General features: G+C 36.1%; 17 protein-coding genes and 1 other RNA gene. 11 read left to right on the forward strand and 7 right to left on the reverse strand.

What is annotated here, in order from left to right; genetic code table 11:
• Window positions 1–75 precede the first annotated feature (75 nt).
• The 5 genes from DF947_RS19720 (at window position 76) to DF947_RS19740 (ending at window position 5,744) form a co-directional block, all read left to right on the forward strand.
• Entirely contained in the window at window positions 76–1,215 is a 1,140-nt protein-coding gene (locus DF947_RS19720; protein ID WP_109932177.1) for a chorismate mutase, read from the forward strand.
• Window positions 1,216–1,491: 276 nt separating this feature from the next.
• Window positions 1,492–2,763, forward strand: a complete 1,272-nt coding sequence (gene aroA, locus DF947_RS19725; protein WP_109932179.1) for a 3-phosphoshikimate 1-carboxyvinyltransferase — start codon at window positions 1,492–1,494, stop codon at window positions 2,761–2,763.
• Between the two features lie 105 nt (window positions 2,764–2,868).
• Window positions 2,869–3,966 carry a chorismate synthase gene (aroC, locus tag DF947_RS19730; RefSeq protein WP_109932181.1) on the forward strand — a complete coding sequence of 366 codons (1,098 nt, stop codon included), beginning with the start codon at window positions 2,869–2,871 and terminating at the stop codon, window positions 3,964–3,966.
• Between the two features lie 288 nt (window positions 3,967–4,254).
• A complete protein-coding gene (locus tag DF947_RS19735) occupies window positions 4,255–4,863 on the forward strand; it encodes a DUF1684 domain-containing protein (RefSeq protein ID WP_109932183.1) in 609 nt (202 codons plus the stop codon).
• A 131-nt stretch (window positions 4,864–4,994) separates the two neighbouring features.
• A complete protein-coding gene (locus tag DF947_RS19740) occupies window positions 4,995–5,744 on the forward strand; it encodes a LytR/AlgR family response regulator transcription factor (protein WP_109932185.1) in 750 nt (249 codons plus the stop codon).
• Window positions 5,745–5,748: 4 nt separating this feature from the next.
• Here DF947_RS19740 and DF947_RS19745 read toward each other — a convergent pair whose 3' ends face one another.
• The gene (locus DF947_RS19745) at window positions 5,749–8,091 is read right to left on the reverse strand and encodes a tetratricopeptide repeat-containing sensor histidine kinase (RefSeq protein ID WP_109932187.1); all 2,343 of its coding nucleotides are present in this window, start codon (window positions 8,089–8,091) and stop codon (window positions 5,749–5,751) included.
• 259 nt (window positions 8,092–8,350) lie between these two features.
• Window positions 8,351–10,771, reverse strand: coding sequence for an alpha-ketoacid dehydrogenase subunit alpha/beta (locus DF947_RS19750; protein ID WP_109932189.1), 2,421 nt, complete (start codon window positions 10,769–10,771; stop codon window positions 8,351–8,353).
• A 174-nt stretch (window positions 10,772–10,945) separates the two neighbouring features.
• Here DF947_RS19750 and DF947_RS19755 point away from each other — a divergent pair, with 174 nt between their 5' ends.
• Complete coding sequence (locus DF947_RS19755; protein ID WP_109932191.1) at window positions 10,946–11,338, forward strand: DUF1573 domain-containing protein; 393 nt, start codon at window positions 10,946–10,948, stop codon at window positions 11,336–11,338.
• Window positions 11,339–11,400: 62 nt separating this feature from the next.
• Window positions 11,401–12,600 carry a pyridoxal phosphate-dependent aminotransferase gene (locus tag DF947_RS19760; protein ID WP_109932193.1) on the forward strand — a complete coding sequence of 400 codons (1,200 nt, stop codon included), beginning with the start codon at window positions 11,401–11,403 and terminating at the stop codon, window positions 12,598–12,600.
• An 89-nt stretch (window positions 12,601–12,689) separates the two neighbouring features.
• Here the strand turns inward: DF947_RS19760 and DF947_RS19765 are convergent, their stop codons facing one another.
• The 5 genes from DF947_RS19765 to DF947_RS19785 form a co-directional block, all read right to left on the reverse strand.
• Window positions 12,690–14,198, reverse strand: coding sequence for a M60 family metallopeptidase (locus tag DF947_RS19765; protein WP_109932195.1), 1,509 nt, complete (start codon window positions 14,196–14,198; stop codon window positions 12,690–12,692).
• A 241-nt stretch (window positions 14,199–14,439) separates the two neighbouring features.
• Window positions 14,440–14,806, reverse strand: a transfer-messenger RNA (tmRNA) gene (gene ssrA / locus DF947_RS19770).
• Window positions 14,807–14,885: 79 nt separating this feature from the next.
• On the reverse strand, window positions 14,886–16,046 hold the full coding sequence (locus tag DF947_RS19775; RefSeq protein WP_109932198.1) for a sialidase family protein: 1,161 nt from the start codon (window positions 16,044–16,046) through the stop codon (window positions 14,886–14,888).
• Between the two features lie 201 nt (window positions 16,047–16,247).
• A complete protein-coding gene (locus DF947_RS19780) occupies window positions 16,248–17,021 on the reverse strand; it encodes an NIPSNAP family protein (RefSeq protein WP_240615426.1) in 774 nt (257 codons plus the stop codon).
• Window positions 17,022–17,044: 23 nt separating this feature from the next.
• On the reverse strand, window positions 17,045–17,674 hold the full coding sequence (locus tag DF947_RS19785) for a DUF4159 domain-containing protein (RefSeq protein ID WP_109932202.1): 630 nt from the start codon (window positions 17,672–17,674) through the stop codon (window positions 17,045–17,047).
• 151 nt (window positions 17,675–17,825) lie between these two features.
• Between DF947_RS19785 and DF947_RS19790 the strand changes: the two genes are divergently transcribed.
• Genes DF947_RS19790 through DF947_RS19805 form a run of 4 tightly spaced genes read left to right on the forward strand, consistent with a single transcriptional unit; the run spans window position 17,826 to window position 23,226 of the window.
• Window positions 17,826–18,824 carry an AAA family ATPase gene (locus DF947_RS19790; protein ID WP_109932204.1) on the forward strand — a complete coding sequence of 333 codons (999 nt, stop codon included), beginning with the start codon at window positions 17,826–17,828 and terminating at the stop codon, window positions 18,822–18,824.
• The gene (locus DF947_RS19795; protein ID WP_240615427.1) at window positions 18,824–19,711 is read left to right on the forward strand and encodes a DUF58 domain-containing protein; all 888 of its coding nucleotides are present in this window, start codon (window positions 18,824–18,826) and stop codon (window positions 19,709–19,711) included. Before DF947_RS19790 ends, DF947_RS19795 begins: the two co-directional genes overlap by 1 nt.
• A 1-nt stretch (window position 19,712) precedes the next feature.
• Window positions 19,713–21,104 carry a BatA domain-containing protein gene (locus DF947_RS19800; RefSeq protein ID WP_109932206.1) on the forward strand — a complete coding sequence of 464 codons (1,392 nt, stop codon included), beginning with the start codon at window positions 19,713–19,715 and terminating at the stop codon, window positions 21,102–21,104.
• Window positions 21,091–23,226, forward strand: coding sequence for a DUF4175 family protein (locus tag DF947_RS19805; RefSeq protein ID WP_109932208.1), 2,136 nt, complete (start codon window positions 21,091–21,093; stop codon window positions 23,224–23,226). The genes DF947_RS19800 and DF947_RS19805 overlap by 14 nt, the downstream gene beginning before the upstream one ends.

Here is a 23,226-nt window from a genome sequence, read left to right on the forward strand (position 1 = left end):
ATTAAAATAAATAAAACTATCAAAACATATCTCCGGACTTCCGACATCGGACTTCCGGACTTCAAAACCCAAAACATGAAACTTAATTTAAACATCCAACCTTTAAACACTTGGTTAAACGTAAACAACGAGCCATTAATTATCTCTGGACCATGCAGTGCAGAAACTGAAGAGCAATTATTAACTACCGCACATTTATTGGCTGCAACTGGTAAAGTATCGGTTTTAAGAGCTGGGATTTGGAAACCACGTACTCGTCCGGGAGAGTTTGAAGGAATCGGAAGCATTGGTTTAGAATGGTTAAAACGTGCAAAGGCAGAAACAGGCTTACCAACTGCTGTTGAAGTTGCAAATGCAAAACACGTTGAAGAAGCTTTAGCGGCTGGTGTAGACATCCTTTGGATTGGTGCACGTTCTACTGTAAACCCTTTTACCGTTCAGGAAATTGCTGATGCTTTAAAAGGACATGATGTTCCTGTATTAATTAAAAACCCAGTAAACCCTGATTTACAATTGTGGATTGGTGCCATCGAGCGTATCAATGGTGCAGGTATTACTAAAATTGGCGCTATTCACCGTGGCTTCTCTTCTTTCGAGAAAAGCTCTTTCCGTAACGAACCAATGTGGGAACTTGCTATTCAGTTAAAAACTTTATGCCCTGAATTACCAATCATTAACGATCCAAGTCATATTTGTGGTAACCGTGAGTTAATCCCTTACATTTCTCAAAAAGCATTGGATTTAGATATGCAAGGTTTAATGATCGAATCTCACGTTGATCCTTCAGTTGCATGGACAGATGCTAAACAACAGGTTACCCCTGCAGCTTTAGCCGAATTGGTTGATCGCTTAACCGTTCGCGAACCGGAATCTACAAACGAAGCTTTTGTAGATAAACTGGCAGATCTACGTAAATCTATAGATAAAATTGATGATATCTTATTGCAAAAATTAGGTGAGCGTATGGCTATTGTTGAAAAAATAGGCGAGTTCAAACGCGATAATCAAGTAACCATTTTACAGGTTAACCGTTGGGATGCCATCATTAAAAAAGGACATGCTTTTGCAAAGGCTTTAAAATTAGATTTAAACTTTACAGAAAAATTCCTTGAATTAATGCACGGTGAATCTATCCGCAAACAAACTGAGATAATGAACGCCGGTAAAGTTGCTCAAGGTATTGCAGCAGAACAACATACTGAAGTAAAAGCATAATTAAGGTAGAGAATTAAAAGGTTTAAGGCAGAAGGTTTAAGGTTGAAAGCTTAAAGACCGGAACCCTAAAACACTTCGTCATTGCGAGGTACGAAGCAATCTTAAAGCGTAAAGCATTTAAAATTTCTTAACCTCTAATTACGATTAATAAAATTAATGGTGTAATACCTTAAGAATTGCCATTCTGAGCTTGTTGAAGAACTTTTTAAAATTGTTTCGACAGGCTCAACATGACAACCGCTTAAGACAATCCATTGAGTATAAAACAAAAATAAAATGTCAAAAAATGCCTTAGTTTCTTTTAAAGGAACCAAGAATATTAATACGGAAATCCAATTAACAGGCTCAAAAAGCGAATGTAATCGAGCTCTGATTATTAGTGCTTTAAGCAAAAAATTGGTTAAGGTAGAAAACTTATCAAATGCCGCTGATACAGTAACTTTAAACGGCATTCTGAATAATCTGGAAGAAGAATTAGAAGTTGAAATTCAAGAATCAAAAACGGTAGATGTTGGTCCAGCAGGAACAGCAATGCGGTTTTTATCGGCTTATTTATCGGCTAAAAACGGCAACTTTTTGTTAACCGGAACCGAACGGATGAAACAGCGCCCAATTGGAATTTTAGCAGAAGCTTTAAAAACAATCGGCGCTGATATTTCTTACGCAGAAAACGAGGGCTTTCCTCCTTTGGCCATTAATGGGCCATTGAGCCAAAAAACATCCCAAGTAAAAATAAAAGGAGATGTAAGCAGTCAATATATTTCGGCATTGTTAATGATTGCACCAACGCTTCAACAGGGGTTAACTTTGGAAATTGAAGGAGAGCTTACCTCTAAACCTTATGTTGATATGACCTTAGATATGCTTGCAGAAGTTGGGATTGAACATTCATGGAATGAAAATTCAATTTCTATAGCACCACAATCTTTTAAAGCTGGAACATTGATAGTTGAGCCCGATTGGAGTGCTGCATCTTATTGGTACAGCATTGTAGCTTTGGCGGAAGAGGCTGAAATCAGTTTACCTGCTTTGAAAGCGAAAAGCTTGCAAGGTGATAGCCAAATCCAAAAAATCATGAAGATTTTCGGAATCGCGACAGAAAAAACTGAAAAAGGAGTTTCAATCAGCAATTTGGGATTATCTTTAGAAACCAACCAAATTCTAGATTTAAAAACCTGTCCTGATTTAGCACAAACGATAGTTGTAATTGCTGCCGCATTAGGTAAGAACATGTCTTTTACTGGTCTTGAAACTTTAAAAATTAAAGAAACCAACCGTATTGCCGCCTTGCAAAATGAACTGGCTAAAATTGGTGTAACACTAAATGAAGACAATTTGGTATACACGTTAAATACCGATGAGCTTCACTTTCCTGAAAAAATTACCATCGCAACTTACGAAGATCACCGTATGGCGATGGCTTTTGCACCGCTTGCATTATTAATAGATGAAGTTGAGATTGAAGAAATGCAGGTTGTAGAAAAATCTTATCCTTATTTTTGGGAAGATTTGAAAAAAGCAGGATTTTCTGTTGAGGAAAAAAGATAAAAGAGCAAAGAATAAAGATTAAAAAACAATAAAAGCAAACTAGACTTTATGTTTTTAAATGGACTATCCCATTCTAAATTCTAAAATCTAAAATCTAAAATACAAATGGCAGGCAACTCATTCGGACAACTATTTCGCATAACCACCTTTGGCGAATCTCATGGCGTAGCTATTGGAGTAATTATTGATGGTTGCCCGGCGCAATTGGATCTTGATATGGATTTTATTCAATCAGAGTTGGATAAACGCAAACCAGGTCAATCTAAAATTACTACGCAAAGAAAAGAAAGTGATACGGTACAGATTTTATCTGGCGTTTTTGAAGGAAAAAGTACAGGAACACCAATTGCTTTGCTAATTCCCAATGAGGATCAACGCTCAAAAGATTACGGACATAATGTTGATGTGTATCGCCCAAGCCACGCAGATTATGTTTACGACGCAAAATATGGTATTCGTGATCATCGCGGTGGTGGCCGTTCTTCAGCTCGAGAAACTGCTGCACGTGTAGCTGCAGGAGCAATTGCAAAATTGTTTTTAAAACAACAAGGCATTGAAATTTTTGCGCATGTAACTTCTGTTGGAACAATTGAAGCACCAAATTTAGAAAGCAACGACTTATCAGCTTTGCTAAACATTAGAGAAGAAAATATTGTACGTTGTGCTGATCCTGCAACTGCGCATGAGATGATTGAATTTATTGATTCAGTTAGAAAAGATGGCGATACGGTTGGTGGCAAAATTAGTTGCGTAATTAAAGGTTGCCCAGCAGGTTTGGGTGAACCTGTTTTTGATAAGCTTCATGCCGATTTAGGCAAGGCCATGTTGAGCATAAATGCCGTTCATGGCTTCGAATATGGCTCTGGTTTTGCCGGAAGTGAGTTAAGAGGTTCACAACATAACGATATCCCACAGCCAAAAGCTCCAGATTCGAATGTATTTAAAACCACTACCAATTTTGCCGGTGGTATTTTAGGTGGCATTTCTAACGGAATGGACATTACTTTTAAAGTAGCTTTTAAGCCGGTTGCTACTATTATGCTCAATCAGCAAACCATTAATGCTGCAGGCGAAGCTTCTGAAATTAAAGGAAAAGGCCGCCACGATCCATGCGTTGTACCACGAGCTGTGGTAATTGTAGAAGCAATGGCTGCCCTGGTTCTGGCCGATCAGTTTTTAAGAAATAAAGCGAGTATAATTTAAAACTTCATGTGTCACCCTGAGCTTGTCGAAGAACTTTACAACGGTCTTCGACAAGCTCAGACTGACAATAATAACAGTTTATTAAATCATATTTTTTCAAGTTTAATTTGCCTTTTAGCTAAGCCTAAGTATTGTTTCTACGTTCTACTTTAATCGGCCTAACAAATTTTTGGGCATGCAGTAACCAAGCCAACGTAAAAACTTTAAAACAAAAATTTTCAGCCGGGAGTTTTGCTTCTTTTGCGATCAAAAGAAGAAAGCCTGTCCGGCTAGGACAAATAAGACACTATGAAACTCCTCCCTATTCTATTACTTTTATTTAGCCTAAATTCGTTTGCTCAATCTTATTTAGAAAAAATTGAGAAACACAGAGAAAGCTATAAGCAAGATTTCGTAAAGGAAACGAACTCTCCTTTGAAAGAGGAAGACCTTAAAAGTCTTCATTTCTATGATGCAGACAGTACATTCGTTGTTTCAGCTGAGGTTGAAATCCTAAAAAACGAGAAAATTTTCAAAATGCCTACTTATGATGGAACAAGTAAGGAGTTTTACAGATACGCGAAAGTGAGTTTCAATTTAAATGGCAAAAATCTTCAAATGACTTTGTATAAGAATATTGCTCTAGCCGGTAATCCATTATATAAAAATCTTTTGTTTCTTCCTTTTACTGATGAAACAAACAATAAAGAAACTTATGGCGGTGGAAGATATATTGATTTGAGCTCAAAGGAAATCAAAAACAATAAAATTGAGATTGATTTTAACAAAGCTTACAATCCTTATTGCGCTTACAGTGATGGCTATCGTTGCCCTGTTCCACCTGAAGAAAATGATTTGCAACTGGAAATTAAAGCTGGAGAAAAACTTTATACCGGAGAAAAAAAACATAAACAATAAAACAAAACACCATCAAATTGTGTCAATTATTGTTTACAAAAAGGTTAAAAATACCTTTTTTAGTTAAAGTTTAAACAGTTATCTTTAATTCCTGTATTATTATTATTGCATTTTATAAATCAGTCCCCTAAATGATGTATAGTTGTTTAATAGTAGATGATAACGAGATTGAAAGAGATGCGATTGAAATGCACCTCAAAAAAATCTCTTCACTACGAATTGTTGCGGTTTGTACCAATGGTATAGAAGCAGCAGCGTTTTTAAATAAAAACGATGTTGATATCGTCTTTTCTGATATTGATATGCCTGAGCTTTCAGGAATGTCTCTTTTAAAAACCTTAAAAAAACAACCTCAGTTTGTATTTATTACTTCTCACAGCCATTATGCTGCAGAAAGTTTTAATCTGGACGCTATAGATTTTATTGTTAAGCCCGCAACATTCGAAAGATTGTTAAAAGCGGCCAACAAAGCAATAGAATATATTGATTTAAAAAATTTGGTTGGAAAGGAAACCGTAGAAGAGGTTACACAAACCAATGCAGACGATTTCTTTTTCTTTAGAGAAACCAAGGGAATTAGCAAATTAAAGTACGATGATGTAATCTATATTGAAAGCATGGGAGATTTCTCGAAGATTTACACAGGTGATGATAAGCATGTTGTACTGGTAAGTCTTAAAAATTTAGAAAAACAATTACCCTCACATATTTTTAGAAGAGTACACAAACAATACATCATCAACATTAATCACATTACAACCTTAACCAATCACGAGGTTCATTTGGATTTTAACTTTACTGTACCCATTAGTGCGTCAAATAGACAGGAATTGTTAGAAAAATCTATTGAGAAAAAGACTCTTTCTAGATTTATGAAATAGTCTGCTAATTGTAAGTAGTATTTCGTTTTAAGGAAATTATAAATTGGCTTCCCAATTCATAATCTGGATTAACAGCAATCTTACCATCCATCAAGCTAATGAAGGTTCTACATAACAATAATCCTAAGCCTGTTCCTTTTTCTTTGTTTGTGCCAAGCGTGCTCACTCCTGATCCAAGATAACCGGGTTTATTAAAATGATTGATTTGAGCAGGAGACATACCAACTCCAGTATCAGAGACTTTAATATGCAATTCATCATCAACACTTACCGCATCAATAGTAACAGTTCCTTGATTTGGTGTAAATTTAATGGCATTGCTAATTAAATTTCTTAAAACAAGTGAAAGCATATTTAAATCGGCTCTGCAAAAGGTGTTTGGTTCAATATTGTTTTTAACGGTTATATTTTTTTGAAGGGCATGTTGCTTAAGCGTATTAATTACCTCTGTAGTAGTATCTTGTACATTTAATTCTTCTAAATACGGATTAAAGCCCTGCATTTGGCTAGCAGCCCAATTAAGCAGGTTTTCCATCATGGTTGAGGTATAGGTTAGGTTATTTTTAAGCGAGGCAGCATAACGGTTTAATTTTTCCTGCTCTATATTTCCTTCCTCCAACATTTGAATAAATGAAATTAGAGAATTAACAGGCGTGCGCATATCATGACTAACTACACTAAAAATACGGTCCTTTACCCTACTCAATTGCTCCAGTTCGCGTTTTTGTTTATTAATAATCTTATTGAGTCGAGTTGTTTTTCTCTGATTAAAAAATATGATTACTGCAGTTAATAACACCAACGTAATGGCCACCGTAAGAAAGATTTTAACCTTCCAATCAAATCTAATCTGTTGTTCTTGACTACTTATTTTTTTATTGGAAATTATAGCCTGAAGCTGAGCACTTACAGAATCGCTTTTTTGAAGCTTTCTAGCATTTTCCAGTTCATGTTTCTTGGTTAGATAATTTATTCTTTGTAAATCCTTATCCCTATCGCTAATGGCGAGTTCCTGCTTTCTAAGTATTAAAAGTTGTTGCTGTTGTTTGGCAAGCAAAAACTGTCGTTGAAGTTCTCCATCCGTTATTTTTTGCCTGAAAAGATATTCTCTTTCTTTAATTCCAAAGTCAATTCTCATCTGTTGCCGAGTAATTTCCTTTTCCTTATCCTCATTAAAGATCTGATCCTTAATTTCAACGTACTGTTTATAATATGCTAAAGATCTGTCAAAATCACCCAATTCCTCATAAGCCTCACTCAAGGCATAAGCAGAATTCTTTTTGTTTTCTGAAAATTTATTTTCGTCTGATACCTTGAAACTATTGCTCAGCAAAACAACTGCATTATCATAATCCTTTTGTTTTTTATAAAAATCGCCCAAGGCATAAAGGCTTTCAGAATAATTGGTTTTATTATCGGCGGTTTTACTGATTTGAATTGCTTTTTGATAGGATTTTAAAGCCAGATTATTATCGCCCATTTCAGCATAGACATCTCCTATAGATTTAATTGATTCTGCCACAATATCTGGGTCTTCAACAATTTCACCGCCCTTTAATGATTTATTAAAGTAATCCAAAGCAATATTTAATCGCTGGTTCGGCGGAATTTCCATTTTAAGTTGTTCCTGCTTAGAGGCTGTAAAGTACGCCAAGCCCATATTTAAATTAACCACAGCCGTACCCCTACTTTTTTCACCCTCCTTTAAATATACTTTAAGTGCTTTTTTAAGATACTCTAATGCTTTAGCCTGTTGATTTAGCTCTTGATAAACCTCAGATATATTCGTAAAGCAATTCGCCACATCACCTTCCCCTCCATATTTTTGATAGAGATCCAAAGCCTTTTGATTCATCTCCAAGGATTTCCCGTAATCCGGAATTTCATTATAAAGTGCGCCCAAACTTAGGTAACAGCCCGCAACATCATATAAATTTTTCAAAGCAGTAGCTTCTGTAATCGCTTTAAAATAATTTTCTTCTGCTTTTTGGTACTTGTTAAAACCATGATTAAACAACCCTCTTCGGTAATAAGCATTAAATGAATATTTTCGGAGATTGAGTTTTTGAGCGAGCTGAGCCGTTTCATCTACATATTCATCAACCTTTTCAAAGTTTCGCATCTTCATATACTGACGGAAAACCTTGGTTAATATGATGAGTTTTGTAGAGTCTGATTTTGTATTGTTTTGATTAAGAATTAATAAATTATCGAGTTCTTTCTGTTGCTCCTGAGTTTGGGAAAAGCAGTAAGAAAAAGAAAAAAAACATAAGCACAAAATTATAATTATCCTTCTGGAAATTGGATCTGTAATCTTTTCGAAAAGACCTAATGCGCAATATTTCAATTGGTTAAACACAAAAATGCCTTAACTATTGAATATTAAACTGAAAATTTTGAATATAGAGAATCACATCTCCATCTTTAGGATGTTTGTAGAGCATAACGGGACAGAATTTTAAGGATAATTTTATAAAAGTAATATAAAATTGTCATTACTACCCAACAACTTTATTACATTTTTCAATAAAATTGATCAATTCTGTAGCAAACAGAAAAATAGATTTTCTTATAAATGAAATTCAAAATTTCAAAAGGCTTTAATTTTAAAAAATGCTTGGATATTTTGATGGATTTGCATCATGCATCATGTTGTATATGGTTTCAATCACATCATCAACTGATGGTTTGCTGAAATAATCACCATCCGAACCAAAAGGTGGTCGATGAGCTTTGGCAGTTAATGTCTTTGGCTGACCATCAAGTAAGAAATATCCTTTTTGTTTTTCTAAAATTTCTTGCAGAATATAAGCAGAGGCGCCGCCGGGTACATCTTCATCAACAACTAGAAGTTTGTTTGTTTTGGCAAGAGAAGTTGCACAAACGTTTGCTTTATCAAAAGGTAAAAGTGTTTGAGGATCGATAATTTCTACCGAGATGCCCATGGTTGCCAGCTCTTCTGCAGCTTCCTGAATTATTCTTAATGTTGAACCATAAGATACCACTGTAATATCTGTTCCGGTTTCCAAAACTTCGGCTTTGCCTAACGGAACAGTAAAATCGCCCACGTTTTTAGGCAGTTTTTCTTTCAGTCTATACCCATTTAAGCACTCTATAACAACGGCAGGTTCATCTGCCCTAAAAAGTGTGTTGTACATTCCGGCTGCCTGCGTCATATTACGGGGTACACACAAATGCATGCCCCTTAAGGAGCCTAAAAGCATACTTATTGGAGAGCCTGAATGCCAAACACCTTCCAGACGATGACCTCTTGTACGTACAATAACAGGAGCCTTTTGGATGCCTTTTGTGCGGTAAGAAAGTGAAGCCAAATCATCGCTAAGTACATTTAACGCAAAAATTAAATAATCTAAATATTGAATTTCGGCAATTGGTTTTAAACCACGCATGGCCAACCCAATTCCCTGACCCATAATTGTCATTTCACGGATTCCGGTATCAGTGATTCTTAATTCCCCAAATTTCGCCTGTAATCCAGCAAAACCTTGGTTAACATCCCCAATATTCCCCAAATCTTCCCCAAATGCCACAAGTCGTTGATCTCTGGCAAAATTTTCGTTAAAACAAGCGTTTAAAACCTCACGTCCATCTACCATTTTAGAAAGATCATCATATTCCGCATCTACAACAGTAATTTGGTCTGGACTTTCTTTTCCTTCGGTATGTAACTTTGAGTTATACCTTTCGTAATTTAAATCCGTTTGTTCTTTATACCAGCTCAAAAATTCATCTCGCTCGGCTGAACTAAAATTTGCTGATAGGCGAATGGCTTTGCGTGCTGCCGTAAAAACCTCTCTCCGTTGCGCATCAGCTGTAGAAGCTAAGCCAGAGCTTATTTTAGAAAGTTCAGGTTGATGTTTTGCTAATCCGTTTATAAAATCTACAACTTGTTTTTGTTCTGGTTTAATGCTATCCAAAAACTCATTCCAAGCTTCTTTTTGTGCATTTCGAACAAATATTTTGGCATTTTTTTCTACTTCCAAAATTTCTTCTTCGGTAACAATTGCCGATTCAAGCATCCATTCCCGCATTTTTAAAATACAATCGTGTTCCGTTTCCCAAGCAAGACGGTCTTTTGACTTATAACGCTCGTGAGACCCAGAAGTAGAATGGCCCTGAGGTTGTGTAAGCTCAGTAACGTGAATCAATACGGGTATATGTTCTTCCCTACAAACGTTTATTGCATTTTCATAAACTTCGCATAAAGCGGGATAATCCCAGCCTTTAACTTTATATATCTCGTATCCTAAATTTTCAGAATCGCGTTGAAAACCCTTTAAAACCTCAGAAATATCTTCTTTCGTTGTCTGGTATTTTGCAGGAACTGAAATGCCATAAGCATCATCCCATATCGAAATGGCCATTGGTATTTGTAAAACACCCGCAGCATTTATGGCTTCGAAAAATACACCTTCAGATGTTGATGCATTTCCAATTGTACCAAAAGCCACCTCATTGCCATTTACAGAGAAGTTTTTCAAATAATCTAACTCTTTATTATTTCTGAAAAGCTTTGATGCATAGGCCAATCCGACCAAACGAGCCATCTGCCCGCCAGTTGGAGAAATATCAGAAGAACAGTTTTTAATTTGTGTTAAATCATTCCAGCTGCCATCCTCATTTACAGATTTGGTTGCAAAGTGGCAATTCATCTGTCTTCCGCCAGAGAATGGATCTGCACCTTCTGTTGGATTGGCATATAACTGTGCGAAAAATTCTTTAATTGTAGAGATGCCCGTTGCGAAGGCAAAAGTTTGATCACGATAGTAGCCAGAACGCCAGTCGCCGTTCTTAAAAGCCTTAGCCATAGCAATTTGCGGAACTTCTTTACCATCACCAAAAATGCCGAACTTAGCCTTACCTGTTAACACTTCTCTACGCCCTAAAACACTTGCCTGCCTACTCTCAAAGGCAATTTTGTAATCGTTTATAACAATCGACTTAAAATCGTTAAAACTTAATTCAGAAGCATCAATAGAGTTGGTTATCAGTTTTTCATTCTGCATCGTAATCAAATATTGGTTGTGGCAAATATATACAAAATAAAAAGTTTGACTTTATCCTTGATTGTAAAATTATATATGGACGAATAAAATATAATTGGAATAGTTTTTGTTTTAAACTGAAAACATTAAATTTGTTTTATAAATTTTAAAAAAAATTAATTTCAAACACATAACATGAAAAAGATCTTAGTATTATTCGCTTTTGTATTGGGTTTCGGTTTAGTTGCTAACGCACAAAGCAAACCTGCAGAATTTAAATTTGAAGCTGAAACGCACGATTTCGGTAAAATTGTAATGGGCAAACCTGTTACTTACGATTTCAAATACACTAACGTTGGCGAAGAGCCATTAATTATTACCAAAGCAGAAGGAAGCTGTGGTTGTACGGTTCCTAAATATACTTCTACACCATTGAAAAAAGGTGAAACTGGTGTAATCTCAGTAACCTTTAACGCAGCTGCCGGTCCATCAACTTTTTCTAAAACAGTAACGGTTACTTCTAACGCTAAAACTCCAGTTAAGGTTCTTTATATCAAAGGCGAAACTGTTGCCGCAACATCAAAATAATTTTTTAATCGATAATATTTAAAAAGTCCCGATTTTCATCGGGACTTTTTTATTTTTGTGCCATGCCAAAAATTTCACAAAAAGGCTTGCAGATGCCTGCATCGCCAATCAGAAAGTTAACCCCCTTTGCAGACAAAGCTAAACAGGACGGAAAGAAGGTCTTTCATTTAAATATCGGCCAACCTGATATTGATACGCCTGAAGGAATGTTAAACGCCATTAAAAATATAGATTTTAACGTTTGGGCCTATACCCCATCAGAAGGTACATTGGCTTATCGTACAAAACTTACCGAATACTATAACAAATTGGGTTACAACATTAAACCCGAAAATATCTTGGTTACCGTTGGTGGATCTGAAGCGATAACAATTGCCATGCAAACCTGTGTAAATGAGGGAGATGAAATTATTATCCCAGAGCCTTTTTATGCAAATTACAATGGCTTTGCCTGTATGAGTAATGTTGTGGTAAAACCGATTCTATCTTACATAGAAAATGGTTTTGCGCTGCCTCCAATTGCCGAATTTGAGAAATTAATTACAGAGAAAACTAAGGCAATTATTATTTGCAATCCAAATAATCCGACCGGTTATTTATATTCTAAAGAAGAATTAGAGGCCTTAAAATCGCTTTGCGTTAAATATGATCTTTTCTTGTTTTCAGACGAAGCTTATCGCGAATTCTGTTACGATGGCAGAGCATTTATTTCGCCCATGCATTTAGATGGTTTGGATGAAAACGTAGTCATTATGGATACCGTTTCTAAACGTTATAGTGCTTGTGGCGCCCGTTTAGGCTGTTTAATTACCAAAAACAAGGAAGTTATTGCATCAGGATTAAAATTTGCTCAGGCAAGATTAAGCCCAGGAATGGTAGAACAGATTGCCGGAACCGCAGCTGTTGACACGCCTGATAGTTATTTTGAAAAAGTAAATACTGAATATACGTTGCGCAGGGATACCTTGGTTGGTAGATTGAATAAAATTGAAGGTGTGTATTGTCCAAATCCGGGCGGTGCATTTTATGTGGTAGCTAAATTCCCTATTGACGATGCAGATAAGTTTTGTCAATGGATTTTAGAAGAATTTAATTATAACAATCAAACTGTTATGATGGCGCCGGCAACTGGTTTTTATTCTACCCCAGGATCTGGAAAGAATGAAGTTAGAATGGCCTACGTTTTAAATACCGATGATTTAAATACGGCAATGGATTGTTTGGAAGTTGCTTTGCAACAATATCCGGGCAGAACAATTTAGTATTTTAACTTGTCACATTGAGCTTGTCGAAATGCTGTAAATGCCCTTCGACAAGCTCAGGATGACAATTGATATTTAATCCTCCCTTATTAATTTTGTGGCGGAAAGTTATAAGGCATCCATTGTGGATAAACGGAAAGCTCTTTATTGGTAGCCTCACTAATGCTTACGCCCCACTTGTTCCAAAATGGCACCAGGTTTCTTTTTACAATGTTTGAATACGTTTTAACCCACAAATCGCGTTTTTGCTGATCGTTTAATTCATCAATGCTTGGCCCGATTTTTTGGTAGGCTCTAAAAAACGCCTTAAAACTTTCCCAACCAAAAGCCTCCTGCATCTGGCGAAACATAATCAATCCCAAGAAAGGATCATCTTGCCATTTTTCATAGCTTGGTCCATCGGCGAAATATTTTTTCATCTGCTTTTGCGTATTCGCATTAGAAATGGCTACATGTGCATTATCCCGCCCGCCAATTAACCTATCGAACATGTACAGAGAGAAAAAGTTATTGCTTACTTCGGTTGTGCCGCCAAAAACCCAGTTTAGATTTTGCATGTTATGACCAATTTCGTGAAAGAATCCCCAATTTGCTCCGCCTCCACTTGGCTTCATCAATAAAGCAGGGTCGGCCATAATTTCATTTGATACCATGTGCCGAGTTGGTGAATGATGGATCATAATTGGGTAGCCACTGTGCATGTAACCGCCGCCAATATGTTCATCGGGCACTAAACGTTGTGCTCTGTAAAAAGGCACAGGCATTTGCGCCAATTCCATTTCACCACCAACAATTAAATCCCACAGTTTCATCACCTCTTCTGGATTTTTAATGGTTTGCAAAACACTATCCGGCAAAGTTAGAATTACGTTCTCTGAGGCCAATTCTCCCCATGGTGCCTTATTGTTTTTCAACTGTTCTTTCCAATCGGCAAGCGAAGTTTTTCCTAAAATAAAATTCGGAGAACTTATTGCATGACTAATCTTGAAATCTATTTTTCTGCTTTCTGCCTTAGAATTTAGATCTATATAAATTAACCCTCCAAATGGAGACGTTAAGAAATTTTTACCTGCAACCAATTTTTGCTTTTTGGTAATGATGGGCATTCTTCGCCAATCTTCTTCGCCGGCAACCCAAACATCTAATCGATCGCTATGTGCACCGATCTGTACTTCTAGCCCGTTTAGGTTTGCACTTTTTGCAACTTCGATTTCAATGTATTCGCCAGCTATTGCATAAAGTCCGGTGCTGTACATCGTTTCGCTCTCAATGCCCGAATAGCCTAATGTAGACACAATTCCGACCAAGCTATCGGCCATTTTTTTGTGCTCGATACTTACATTTTCGCTGATAAATTTATAACCTGCTTTTGCTTCACCAGGGAAAACTGCTGATGAGGGTTGTGCCTTAATGTGTTTGTAATCGGTACTTTTTAGAATGTCATCACTCCACTTCGAAATCTGTTTTCTAAAAATGGTATCATTCTTTGATAATGTTTGATTTGGCGTAATCAGAATTGTTGCAGGATCTTTTTTTGCAGTTTGTGCAAAGGTGGTTAGTCCTGTTGCCATTAATACGAGGGTAAATAATTGTTTCATTTATGTGGTTATCTATTTGAGGATGTTTGTTCTTGAAATGAGTTTATCACAGTTAAGGAATTAAGCCTCCTTTATAATTGGATGGTTAAGTTACGCATGCTAGATAAAAGAACATCATACAGATTTTGCGCAAACGTTTGATTATAAGGTAACATTTAAGTGAGGTATTGATGAATGATAATTGGTTTTAGGAATCGTGTAAAACAACAAAACCCTTATAAATGAATACAAGGGTTTTGCTTTGTGGAGCCGAAGGGAGTCGAACCCTTGTCCAGTTGTGAGATAAATTATACCTTCTACATGCTTATTTTTCAATTGATTTTAGGGAAATAAACGGGCTGAAAACCGACCTAATTTAAATCCTTAGATACTTTATCTCACCTTGTGTCGTATCTCCACGAAGGCCAGCTTTGTTATTTCGATGCCCCAGGTTCTAGCCTAACAATGCAGCAACTAGAGGGACAAAAGCTAATTAGTTCTAAACTAAGCAGCTAAGGCGTAAGTATTTTCGCCAACTAAAATGTGAACGTTCACTTTAAGTGCTCTCCGTACAACGCACTGCATGCTAACATAACTTTCGCCACCCCGTCAAATCCAAGAACGGCCCCAGCGATAGTCCTCAGTCTAAAGTAGAGAAATAGCCTGAGGCTTCAAATATACAAATATCTGGCCAATTTCCTGTTACGATTAATCTTTTCCCTTAACTAATTTGCCTTTAATCATCCAAACAGCAGTAGAATTGCCAAATGCATTTGTAGAGGTTATGGCGATTATCGTATCATCATTTAGGATGCATAAAGAATTCCATAAACCATGTTTATCGCTAGGAATCTCAAAAGGAACTTCAACATCTTTAAAGTTCCTTGCTTCTTTATCGCCAATAGCAACTTGCATATAAGCCAAATCTCCGTTTCTGCCTCGCCCCAAAGTGCTTTGGTAAGAGAGTATGGTTTCGCCATTTTTTAATTGACGGATGTAAGGTGCACCGGCGTAAACAGTATCGGGTAATTGCGGCACCAAAGCAAAATTTCTTTCAGCATCATCAGCGCCAACTTGCTTTTGCCAATTCTGAGTGAGGCTATTTCTAACAATCGCTGGTTTGAACTGACCTTTGGCATTATCTTCAATAGAAAAAAGAATTTCTTTTGAGCCATTTAATATAATCGGCACTGGCATCCCATCTCTATGGCCAGGCCTAAAGGAAACAATTTCCGGTTGATCGGTCCAGGTTTTCCCTCCATCCTTCGATCTGAAAATGGAAATGTTTTGCTCGTTTGATTTCCTATAAACATTCTCGTTGGAAAAATAGAGCTGAATTTCTCCCGACGGAATTTGGATTTGAGCGGGTTCCCAACAGCCGTCTTCAAATTTATAACTGGCTTGATAAACCAAACGGTCATCTTTCCAGGTTTTTCCGAGATCATAACTTTTTTTAGTCCTAATTTCGAAAAGCTTTGTGGTATCCGTTTGGCCATTTACTTTTTTAGGACGTGGATTATAAGACATCAACAATGCATGATCCTTCAATTCTAAAATTTCTGGCACAGCCATGTTATAGCCTGCTATCGGCTCAACGATAGTGGTTTGGTTTTTCCATGTCAACCCAAGATCTGAACTTTGAGCGCATTCTATACCACCTTTTGTTTCATAAATGCAGATTAAATTTCCGGTATGTAACTGAATCATTCGGGCATAATTTGCATAGCCCTTTCCAACAGGAGCAATTTGTTTTAATGTAGATTTATCCCATTGTATATGAGGTAGATTTTCAGAATTGGAATTTTGTGCCTGTGCGATATAGATATGACATAGCACTAAAAAGAACAACAAAATGAAGTTTTTAATCATCGATGATAAATGTAAATGAATAACCTAAAATATTATCCAAATTACTGTAAAAATAAGAAAGCCTTTCAATCCTGATAAGGCTTTCTTAGTTGTCTATCCCTATATAAATAGGAAAGCAAAACTAAATAGTTCTGACAATATTTTTGGGCTATGAACAAACTGAACAGAAAAAACTGCTGTTCATAATTGCATTAAATCATCTTATATATCAGAATAATCCGTTGGATAAACAAATAGCGTAACATTTTTAGAAACATTGTGCTGGTATTGAGGCAAGCCGCTAATCTTTTTATATTCTGCACCAAATGCACTCCAGTGCTTTTCTCTATCTTCTTTGTTGTTAAAAGTTGTAAGGTACATTAGATTTGGAGAATGGCTTCCAGAAATTACCTGACCATAAAACACCGCATTAAAATTTAAATTGGTGAAGATACTGATCTCGGCATCGTTAAACATTCCGATTTTATTTAACGATAAATTTTCGGTTGAGGCTTCGTAACTTCTCAATTCGTATACTCTTTCGCTTTTTGCTGATGTTAATTTTGGCAGTGCGGGTTCGGGCATGGCGCTAAAAGCTTTTAATAAAATACTCTCAATTCTATTATAAGGCGCATGATTATACTCTGCGTTTAAATAAGGCTTGCCTTGAGTTAAATAACTTTGGTCTTTAGCTAAAGTCTCATCCAATTTCAAAAAGGCATCAAACTTTTTAAATGGGATAAATACATAAATCAATTGTTCGGTCGTATCCTTAGTAATCGGTTTAAAAACCCCAACATTGGGTATTCCGGCTCGGTGTAAGGCTGGCAAGTAAGCCTCTTTTAAATAACTATCAACGGCGTTTTCTTGCGACTGCCCTTTTAGGTGATAGATTTTTAATTGATAATAGTATTGAGTTTTGGCACCTGATTTATTTACAGAGATTATCAGAAGCAGAAAAATAGACAAAGCTAATTTAATAGAGATTACTTTCACGATTTTATGAATTTAATATTTGGTTAACTGTTTACGCCCATTGCATACAAAATAATATTCACTCCAAATTTGGTATTATCCTCAGCTAAAAAACGTTTATTTTTAAAATCATAGTCCCATTCGCAACCATAATCCTTATTGCTGTACAAAACCGCTATCCTATTGTTTATGGTTATGGCTTTTAGATAATCGTGTACAAGATCATCTCCCCAGCCATTAAGCTCGAAAGAAGTAGTTGGCGGTCCTTTTTCAAACTTAAAGAAAGAATTGTAGATGGCATGATCATTCGGGATTTTTTTTAATGCCTGCGCACCGAACAAGTTGCTCATCTGCGTTTCAAAAGAACGGGCGAACAATCCGTCGATATCGTGGTTGCAATCATCTACAAAAACAAAACCTCCATTGTGTACATAGGTTTTAAAATTGGTTGCTTCCTGCTGACTAAATTGAACAAGCTTATGTCCGCTTAAATAACAAAATGGATATTTAAAAAGATCGGTGCTGCTTAAATCTACAATTTTTTCTTCCTCATCCAGAGGGATGGTGGTATACTCCAACAGGGAGTTTAAAAGATTTGAAGGCATCCGCTGATCGGTATCCCAATCTCCAGAATTATATTTTATTCTCGCAAAAGTAAACTTCGATCTTTGCATCGTTCTAAATTAGCGCCATTTTTTAATAAATCAGATTTTAAACTTAGATATCTTGTAAATTTTTTGATATTGTTTCAGCTCCTGCACAAAAATAATGGCAATATGACCTATATTGAGGCACAATAAGTTCAAATCAAAAAAAATAATTGTATTGGAGACTTCAGAAAGCAACGTTAAAAATTTAATAGGCAAATTAAGTGCACTAAAAAGCGAAATCCAGAAAGTAATTGTTGGCCAAGACTTAATTATTGAAGAAATGTTAATCGCCTTAATGGCAGGTGGACACTGTTTATTGGAGGGTGTACCGGGTTTGGCAAAAACGCTTATGGTGAAAACCATGTCTCAGGCCTTGGATTTATCTTTTAGAAGAATTCAGTTTACGCCAGATTTAATGCCAACGGACATTGTAGGGACAGAAATTTTAGAAGAAGACCATGCAACGGGCAAGCGCTTTTTTAAATTTAATAAGGGGCCTTTGTTTGCTAACATTGTTCTGGCTGATGAGGTAAACAGAACCCCACCGAAAACACAATCTGCACTTTTAGAGGCTATGCAGGAGTTTGAGGTTACTTACGGTGGCCAAACTTATCCCTTAGACCGGCCGTTTTTTATCTTGGCTACACAAAATCCAATAGAGCAGGCAGGCACTTATCCCCTTCCAGAAGCTCAGTTGGATCGTTTTCTGTTGTACATTAAAATTGGTTATCCCACGGTAGTAGAAGAAGCAAAGATTTTAAGCAGTACAACAGGCGCTAAAAAAGCAACTGTAAACCCAATAATCGGTGCTGAAGATATTAAACAATTACAATCGCTCACGCGTGAAGTAAGTATTAGTGATGATTTGATTACTTACGTGAGTGAATTTATCCGTGCAACCCGACCAGATTCTACAAGCGTTCCCTTTGTTAAGGAATGGGTAAGATGGGGTGCTGGCCCAAGAGCTGGACAAGCCTTAATTTTAACGGCAAAAGCTAAAGCTCTTTTTAACGGAAGATATGCCGTACTCATGGAAGATTTACAAATCATGGCCTATCCAGTATTAAGGCATCGAGTTTTAATGAACTTTAAAGCAGAGGCCGAAAATGTATCTTCTGATCAAGTTACAGATGCTTTAGTGAAAGCGATTGCTAGACCAAAAACAGAAATTTAATGAGTAAACTGCTCGATCCTAAAATATTAATGGCCATTAAAGAACTTAATTTATCGGCAAAAACAACGATAGATGGTTTTATGAACGGCATTAATAAAAGTACCGTTAAGGGTGCCGGGTTGGAGTTTAGTCAATATAGAAGTTACCAGCCTGGAGATGATTTGCGCTCGCTAGATTGGAAAATGTTTGCTCGATCTGATCGGTATTACATTAGAGAATCGGAAGTAGAAACCAATATTTCGGTTCGTTTTTTGGTTGATGCAAGTGCATCCATGAACCATAGTGATGGCGATTTCACTAAAATTGAATACGCAAGATATCTAACTGCCTGCCTAGCCTATTTGGCAAATCTGCAGGGAGATGCCATTGGATTGTATATTTTTAAAAATGCCGAACTGTTCTCTATGGTGGCCAAACAGGATTATCAACACTTGGCTAGATTATTTTATCAATTAGAACAAATACGGCCCGAAGGAACATTTACAAAACCAATTCATTATAAAGAGATTTTCGCTGGGACACAAAAAAGAGAATTGCTGGTTTTTGTAACAGATCTTTATCAAACGGAAAACGAAATTTTCAATTTATTGGATACGTTAAATACATTGAGGCATGAAATCGTAGTGTTCCATGTGGTATCGAGAAATGAAATGGAATTGGATTTTAAGGGTTATACCACTTTCGAAGATTTAGAAACCGGACAAACCATACAAATAGATCAGGCAAAGGCCAGATCTGAATACAAAAACAAACTCAATCTATATTTAGAAGAAACCAGAACTAAAATGCTCGATAGAAGAATATATTATAGAACAGTTTCTACGGATGAACCTTTAGATCAGGCGCTGAGAGATTTTTTAAAACAAAGAAATAAGTTAAGAATTTAAGTTGCAGTTATTATATCCCATTAGTTTGTTGGCACTTGCAGGATTAATTATTCCTGTAATTATACATCTATGGAGTGTAAAGCAAGGTAAAACCTTAAAAATTGGGAGTATCGCCTTATTGGGCGAAAGCGCAACCGCAAGCTCGAAAAGCATTAAAATTACCGACCTGCTATTATTCTTTTTAAGATGTCTGATTCTAATTCTAATTGCCTTTATACTGGCCCAACCCTACCTAAAACAGACAAGCAAAATCACTAAAAACTCTGGTTGGATTTTAATGGATAAAAATCAGTTTAATAAAATTTATGGCTCTAATAAAAAAACTGTTGATTCCCTACTAAATCTAGGTTTTGAGTTGCATAATTTTAATTTGGGCTTTCATCAATTCCTTTTGAAAGACAGCCTTTTAAAAGCCAATGAATCTTCAAGTTTAAGTTATTCGTCTTTGATTAATCAATTAAATAAGCAGGTTCCATCGGGCTATTCCGTTTATTTATTTGCCGATTATCAATTAAAAAATTTCAGCAGCAATTTACCAAAACCAAGCTTCAAATTAATTTGGAAAGAAATTGGAAATACAGATACTTTAAAAACTTGGTCGACAAAGTTTTTGGGCAAAACCTACGAAGGAAAATCTACTCCAACACAGACGAGCTATTCAACCCAGACAACACAAGATTTACCTGTTATTTCAGTTTTAATTTATGATCCATTGGGAACGGATTCGAAATATATCAAAGCAGGTTTGGGTGCAATAAGCGATTTTACCAAACGAAAAATTGAATTTAAAAATTGGAATAATTCTGCTAAAGTAAAAGCCGATGTTGGTTTCTGGCTGTCAGATCAACCGATTAGCACTTTGGATTTAAGCAAACTCAAGGATGGTGCTCGCTTCTTAAATTACGAAAAAGGAAAAGTTTCGATTGAAAATTCTAATCTGCACATAGATGAAACCGAGGATCAAGCTATTGAATTAAGAAAAAGAATTGCTCCCGATAACTTGTCAGGCGAGATAATATGGACCGATGGTTTTGGACAGCCCATTTTAGTAAGCGAAAGCAGTTTCAAGAAAAAGCAATTTCATTTTTACAGTCGGTTTAATCCGCAATGGACAGATTTGGTTTGGAGTGAACAATTTGTAAAAGCTCTGATTCCGATTGTATTGGGTAATCAAAAAGCAAAAGATTTTGGTTTTGAGGATAATTCTTTAGATCAAAGAACAATTGACAAGACCCAATTTAATGAGGCAAAAATCGGAAAATCGAGCAATTATATCAAAACAGAAAGCAAAAATTTAGATTATATACTTTGGTTAATAGCCTTTATGGTATTAATCATTGAACGAATTTTATCATTCAGGAAAAAAGCAAATTTAGATTATGTTAAAAGCTGAAGGTAAAAATTGGATCGATAGTTTTAGGAGGAAGTGGATAGCGCTTTACTTTGTGCAAATTACTGTGCTTAGCCTTGCCCTTGCCTTTATTTTGATCATTTTAATTGCAGTATGTTTTTTCTATTCTTTCAAAATCTGGCATTTATTCACCGCATTTGCTTTAATTTTTAATGGATTTATAATCTTTAAACCTGTATGGAAAATCAGTAGAAGAGATGCAACAAAGTACTTAAACTCAAAGTTTTTGCAATTAGAAGAAAGCGCCGAACTTTTCTTAAAACCAACCACTGAAAGATCTTTACTTGAACAGTTACAAGTCGAGAAAATTAGCAATAATTTACCTATTCCTAAGAGCTTAAACGAGGCTTCGAAAAAATTATGGCTGTGTTTGGCTTTCCTAATAGTAACCTTAACAGGAGTCTATTTAATGGAAAAATATTACTGGTACGAAAAAGTTACTGAAGAATACCTTCCTTTATCCAATCAGAAAACTCGGGATAAAGAAATCATCCTACCAGAGATTGAAAGTTTTCAACTTCGAATAATTCCACCGAATTATACCAGAAAAAGTCAAAGAACGCAAAAGCAATTTAGTGTTAAGGTAGAAACCGGGGCTCAAATAGCATGGAATATTGAAACCAACATTTCGGTTAAAAAACTCAGCATTATCTTTAACGATAAAGAAATTGCGAGACTTAGTAGTTCAGATCATATTCACTGGAGTTTTAATAAAATTATAACAAAATCCGGCTTTTATCAAATAGAATTGGACGGGAAAAAATCAGAACTCTACCAAATTGAAGTGATTCCAGATCTACCGGTAAGCATTAAAATTATCCAACCAAAACCGCATACCACCATCGATATTGGACAGGTTGCAAAGGTAAATTTAAATGTTTCTTTAAGTGATGATTACGGAATTAACGAAGCCTATATTTCTGCCACGATGGCCAGCGGAAAAGGCGAAGGCGTAAGTTTTACAGAGAAAAAACTTGTTTTTGATACAGATGTTAGCAATAAAAAAGAGGTAAAACTTAATAAGCTTATTGATTTAAAATCTCTAGGAATGAAACCTGGGGATGAACTGTATTTCTTTATCAAAGCTTTGGATAATCATGGCCAATCGAGCCGATCGGATGTTTATTTTGTATCCATTGTTGATACGACCGAATTGATGAGCATGGCCGGAATGACCAATGGAGTTAACCTCGTTCCCGAATATTTTAGAAGTCAAAGGCAAATTATTATGGACACTGAAAAGCTTTTAAAAGAGCAAGGAACCATTTCTGCAGATGAATTTAAAAATAAAAGTAACACGCTTGGAATTGATCAGAAACTGTTGAGATTAAGGTATGGCAAGTTTTTGGGCGAGGAATCGGAAACCGAAATTGGTGGGGATCACGATCACGAAGATGGCGATAATCACGACAAGCCTAAAGCAGAAGAGAAATTTGGTGATGCACAGGCAATTGCAGATAAATACTCACACAAACATGATGTAGCAGAAGACGCCACTTTCTTTGAACCAGAAATGAAAGCTCAGTTAAAAGCCGTTTTAACAGAAATGTGGACTTCAGAGCTTCGCTTGAGAACCTACAAACCACAGGAAGCCTTGCCGTTTGAATATAAAGCTTTGCGTTTGCTAAAAGATTTACAACAAAAATCAAGAGCTTACGTAGCAAAAGCAACAGTTAAAACCTCAAAACTTAAATTAGAAAAACGGTTATCTGGCGAATTGGATAAAATTGCCGAACCTGTTCAAAAAGCCACATTCGAGCAGCAAGATCATTCTATGGATGATTTAAAAGTTCTTTTATCTGTTCTTGAGAATAGAAAAGCGGGAAAACCTTTTACCTTAGGCGAAAGACAATTATTAAAAGATGGCGAAAAACAATTAATCACAGTTGCATCTAGCCAGCCCATTTCCTATTTATCAGCCTTAAAAAGTTTACGTAAAATTAGCAGCTCAACCGTGGTTAATTTACAGGATGTTGATGTGGTGCAGAAAGCAATTCAGAAACTCTTGGGCGTTGAAGTGGTAAAACCACAATCTGAAATTTCAGGTCCTGAGGTCAATTTATATCGAAGTTATTTTAATCACCTTAAAAATGCAGGCCGGTAA

The organism is Pedobacter paludis, from assembly GCF_003173575.1.
Taxonomy (GTDB): Bacteria; Bacteroidota; Bacteroidia; order Sphingobacteriales; family Sphingobacteriaceae; genus Pedobacter; species Pedobacter paludis.